Genomic DNA, 2,991 nt, shown 5'->3' with positions numbered 1-2,991 from the left:
CTCCCGCGGGTGCCGCGCAACGGGCACTGCGGCGACGGACCCACTTTTTGGGGCTGCACTGCAGCCCTTCGCGGGTAAAGCCCGCGCCCCCAGCCGACTCCTGTGGGAGCGGGCTTGACCCGCGAAGGGCCGCAGGGCGGCCCCAATTGCTTTGCTTGACCGTGATGTCTTAATCCGTGATATTGCTCCATAGAACAAAAAGTCCATAATGGACTAAACTGTTTATCAGGAGCCGTCCATGCCCACGCCCCTCGTCATCGATCAACAACACGCCCGCCACCTGCTCGGCCAGTTGGACGTGCCGCAGATCCTGCGCAAGCTGTTCCGCGACCTGGCCGCAGGCGAAGCGGTACAGCCCCCTCAGCAACTGGTGGAGTTCCCCGCCGGGCGCGGCGACTTCATCAACTATGGCGGGGTGCTGGCCGAGGAGCGCGTCTACGGGCTCAAGACTTCACCCTACATAGTCCGCGAGCAGGGCCCACTGGTAACGGCCTGGACCCTGCTGATGTCGATGGACAGCGGCCAGCCGCTGCTGCTGTGCGATGCCGGCGAGCTGACCACCGCGCGCACCGCCGCCACCACCGCCGTGGCCGTCGACGCCCTGGCCCCACCCCAGGCCCGGCGCCTGACCGTGATCGGCAGCGGCGCCATTGCCCGCGCCCACTTGCACTACGTGCGCGGCCTGCGCCAATGGCAGGACATCCGCCTGTTCTCGCCAAGCCTCGCCCAGCAAAGCGCCGCGCAACGCCAGCAACTGACCGACCTGGACGATCGCCTGCAACTGGCCGACAGCCTGGAGCAGGCGCTGATCGATGCCGACGTGATCATGCTGTGCACCTCCTCGGCCGGCCCGGTGATCGACCCCGGCCAGTTGAGCAAGCCGGCACTGATCACCTCGATCAGCACCAATGCCGTGCGTGCCCATGAAGTGCCCCCGGCCAGCCTGCAGCATATGGATGTGTACTGCGATTACCGGGTAACCACCCCAGGCAGCGCCGGCGAAATGCTGATCGCCGCCGAGCAGACCGGCTGGCGGCCCGAGGCGATCATCGGCGACCTTGCGCAACTGCTCAGCGGCCAGGCGCCCGTGCCGAGCTACCAGCGCCACGCCTTCTTCCGCTCCATTGGCCTTGGCCTGGAAGACATCGCCCTGGCCAATGCCCTGTATCGCCTGCAACAGGCCAGCTGAGGCCCGCACGGATGACGCGCCGCCGTGATTGCGGCACACTCCCAGCGCCCTTGGCACAAGGGCGCTGATACCCCATGGAGCCTGCCACGATGCCTTCACCTAGCCCCGACCCGGCCCTGGACAACTACCGGGCCATCGCCGACGCGATCGCCACCCTGTTCTTCCCCCATGCCGAGGTGGTGCTGCACGACCTGCGCAGCCAGAAGATCGACTACATTGCCAACAACCTGTCCAAACGCGAGATCGGCGACGATGCCGCCCTGGAAGACCTGCTTGAGCCCGGCACCGACGAAACCAACATCGGCCCCTACGAGAAGCTCAACTGGGACGGGCAGAAGATCCGTTCGCTGAGCACCGTGCTGCGCGACAGCGCAGGCAAGCCGCTGGCGGTGCTGTGCATCAACCTGAATATCTCGCTGTTCGAAAACGCCCGGGCGGCGCTGGACCTGTTCCTCTCGCCGAGCCGGCTGATTCCTCAGCCCGATGCGCTGTTCCGCGACGACTGGCAGGAACGCATCAACACCTTCCTCAATGGCTGGCTGCGCGAGCACCAGTTGAGCCTGAGCGTGCTCAACCGCGACCACAAGCGCGAGCTGGTGCTGGCCCTGCATGCCGAGGGCGCCTTCAAAGGCAAGAGTGCGGCCAACTACGTGGCCAATGTGCTGGGGATGGGACGGGCGACGGTGTACAAGCACCTGAAGGAGCTCAAGGCCTGAAACGGCTCAGGCCTTGAACCCAGGGCACCTCAGTCGCCGTAAATGTCCGACTTGAAGTACTTGCTCTGGATCTTCTGGTACTCGCCACTGGCCCGCAGTGCGTCGATGGCGCCGTTGAGCTGGCTGACCAACTCGCCGTTGCCCTTGCGCACGGCAATGCCGGCACCTTCGCCAACGTATTTCGGGTCCTTCAGCTCCGGGCCGACGAAGGCGTAGTCGGCGCCGCGGGGCATCGACAGGAAGTCATCCAGCGGGATGGTGTCGGCGAAGATCGCATCCACCCGCCCCGATGCCAGGTCCATGTAGATCTCTTCGTTGTTGCTGTAGCGCTTGACCTTGACGCCCTTGGGCTCGAGCACCTCGGTGGCGTAGCGGTCGGTGGTGGTGGCGCGCTGCACACCGATGGTCTTGCCGACCAGGCTCTGGTACTGGTCATCGACCACCGCGCCCTTCTTCATCACCAGCCGTGACGAGGTGAAGTAGTACTTGTGGGTGAAATCCACGGACTTCTTGCGCTCGTCGGTGATGGTCATCGACGACAGGGCGGCGTCGATCTTCTTCACCTTCAGCGACGGAATCAGCCCGTCGAACTCGACCTCGGTCCATACACACTTGACCTTGAGCTGCGCGCACAAGGCATTGCCGATGTCATAGTCGAAACCGACGATTTCGCCCTTGTCGTTCTTCGAGGCAAACGGCGGGTAGGCCGCTTCGATGCCAATTCGCAGCTCGGAATTGGCGGCGAACAGGTTGCTACTGGCCAAGAGGCCCAGGGCCAGACCACTGATCAGGGTGATTTTCTTCATCGGAATCTCGCTCGCTCATTATTGGAGGTTGTGGTGCAAGACAGAGGTAAAGACAAAGGCCGCAAGGCCGTATGAAATCATTTTGTACTTATGATTCCATACTGGACTTTTTTGTATTGAAACTCAACTACCGCTAACCCAGCACTGATTTCACACCGTGGGGCCGCTGCGCGCCCCTATCGCGACACAAGGCCGCTCCTACAGGCGATCGCGGTTACCGGTAGGAGCGGGCTGGTGTCGCGTAAGGGCTGCAAAGCCGCCCCAGCGGTCTCAAGTCAAC

3 protein-coding genes are annotated in these 2,991 nt (G+C 63.5%); 2 read left to right on the top strand and 1 reads right to left on the bottom strand.

Annotated features, from left to right (window positions below; translation table 11 throughout):
* Positions 1 to 238 precede the first annotated feature (238 nt).
* Positions 239 to 1,189: an ornithine cyclodeaminase family protein gene (locus ABE459_RS25815; protein ID WP_323830721.1), complete on the top strand. Its 951-nt coding sequence runs from the start codon at positions 239 to 241 to the stop codon at positions 1,187 to 1,189.
* Positions 1,190 to 1,278: 89 nt separating this feature from the next.
* Positions 1,279 to 1,905: a PAS domain-containing protein gene (locus tag ABE459_RS25810; RefSeq protein ID WP_125462680.1), complete on the top strand. Its 627-nt coding sequence runs from the start codon at positions 1,279 to 1,281 to the stop codon at positions 1,903 to 1,905.
* Between the two features lie 29 nt (positions 1,906 to 1,934).
* On the opposite strand, the gene ABE459_RS25805 is transcribed toward ABE459_RS25810, so the two are convergent.
* Positions 1,935 to 2,711 (bottom strand): ABC transporter substrate-binding protein, encoded by a 777-nt coding sequence (locus tag ABE459_RS25805; RefSeq protein WP_258705748.1) that lies wholly within the window; start codon positions 2,709 to 2,711, stop codon positions 1,935 to 1,937.
* Positions 2,712 to 2,991: the final 280 nt, after the last annotated feature.

It is taken from the genome of Pseudomonas sp. TWI923 (genome assembly GCF_039673365.1).
GTDB classification, from domain to species: Bacteria; Pseudomonadota; Gammaproteobacteria; order Pseudomonadales; family Pseudomonadaceae; genus Aquipseudomonas; species Aquipseudomonas sichuanensis.
The sequence above is the reverse complement of the archived record's forward strand: the minus strand, read 5'-3'. Positions and strand labels throughout refer to the sequence as shown.

What these genes read in the sequence shown, in the direction of transcription:
- ABE459_RS25810 (WP_125462680.1), top strand. Translation starts at nt 1,279, where the DNA reads ATGCCTTCACCTAGCCCCGACCCGGCCCTGGACAACTACCGGGCCATC.
- ABE459_RS25805 (WP_258705748.1), bottom strand. Translation starts at nt 2,711, where the DNA reads ATGAAGAAAATCACCCTGATCAGTGGTCTGGCCCTGGGCCTCTTGGCC.
- ABE459_RS25815 (WP_323830721.1), top strand. Translation starts at nt 239, where the DNA reads ATGCCCACGCCCCTCGTCATCGATCAACAACACGCCCGCCACCTGCTC.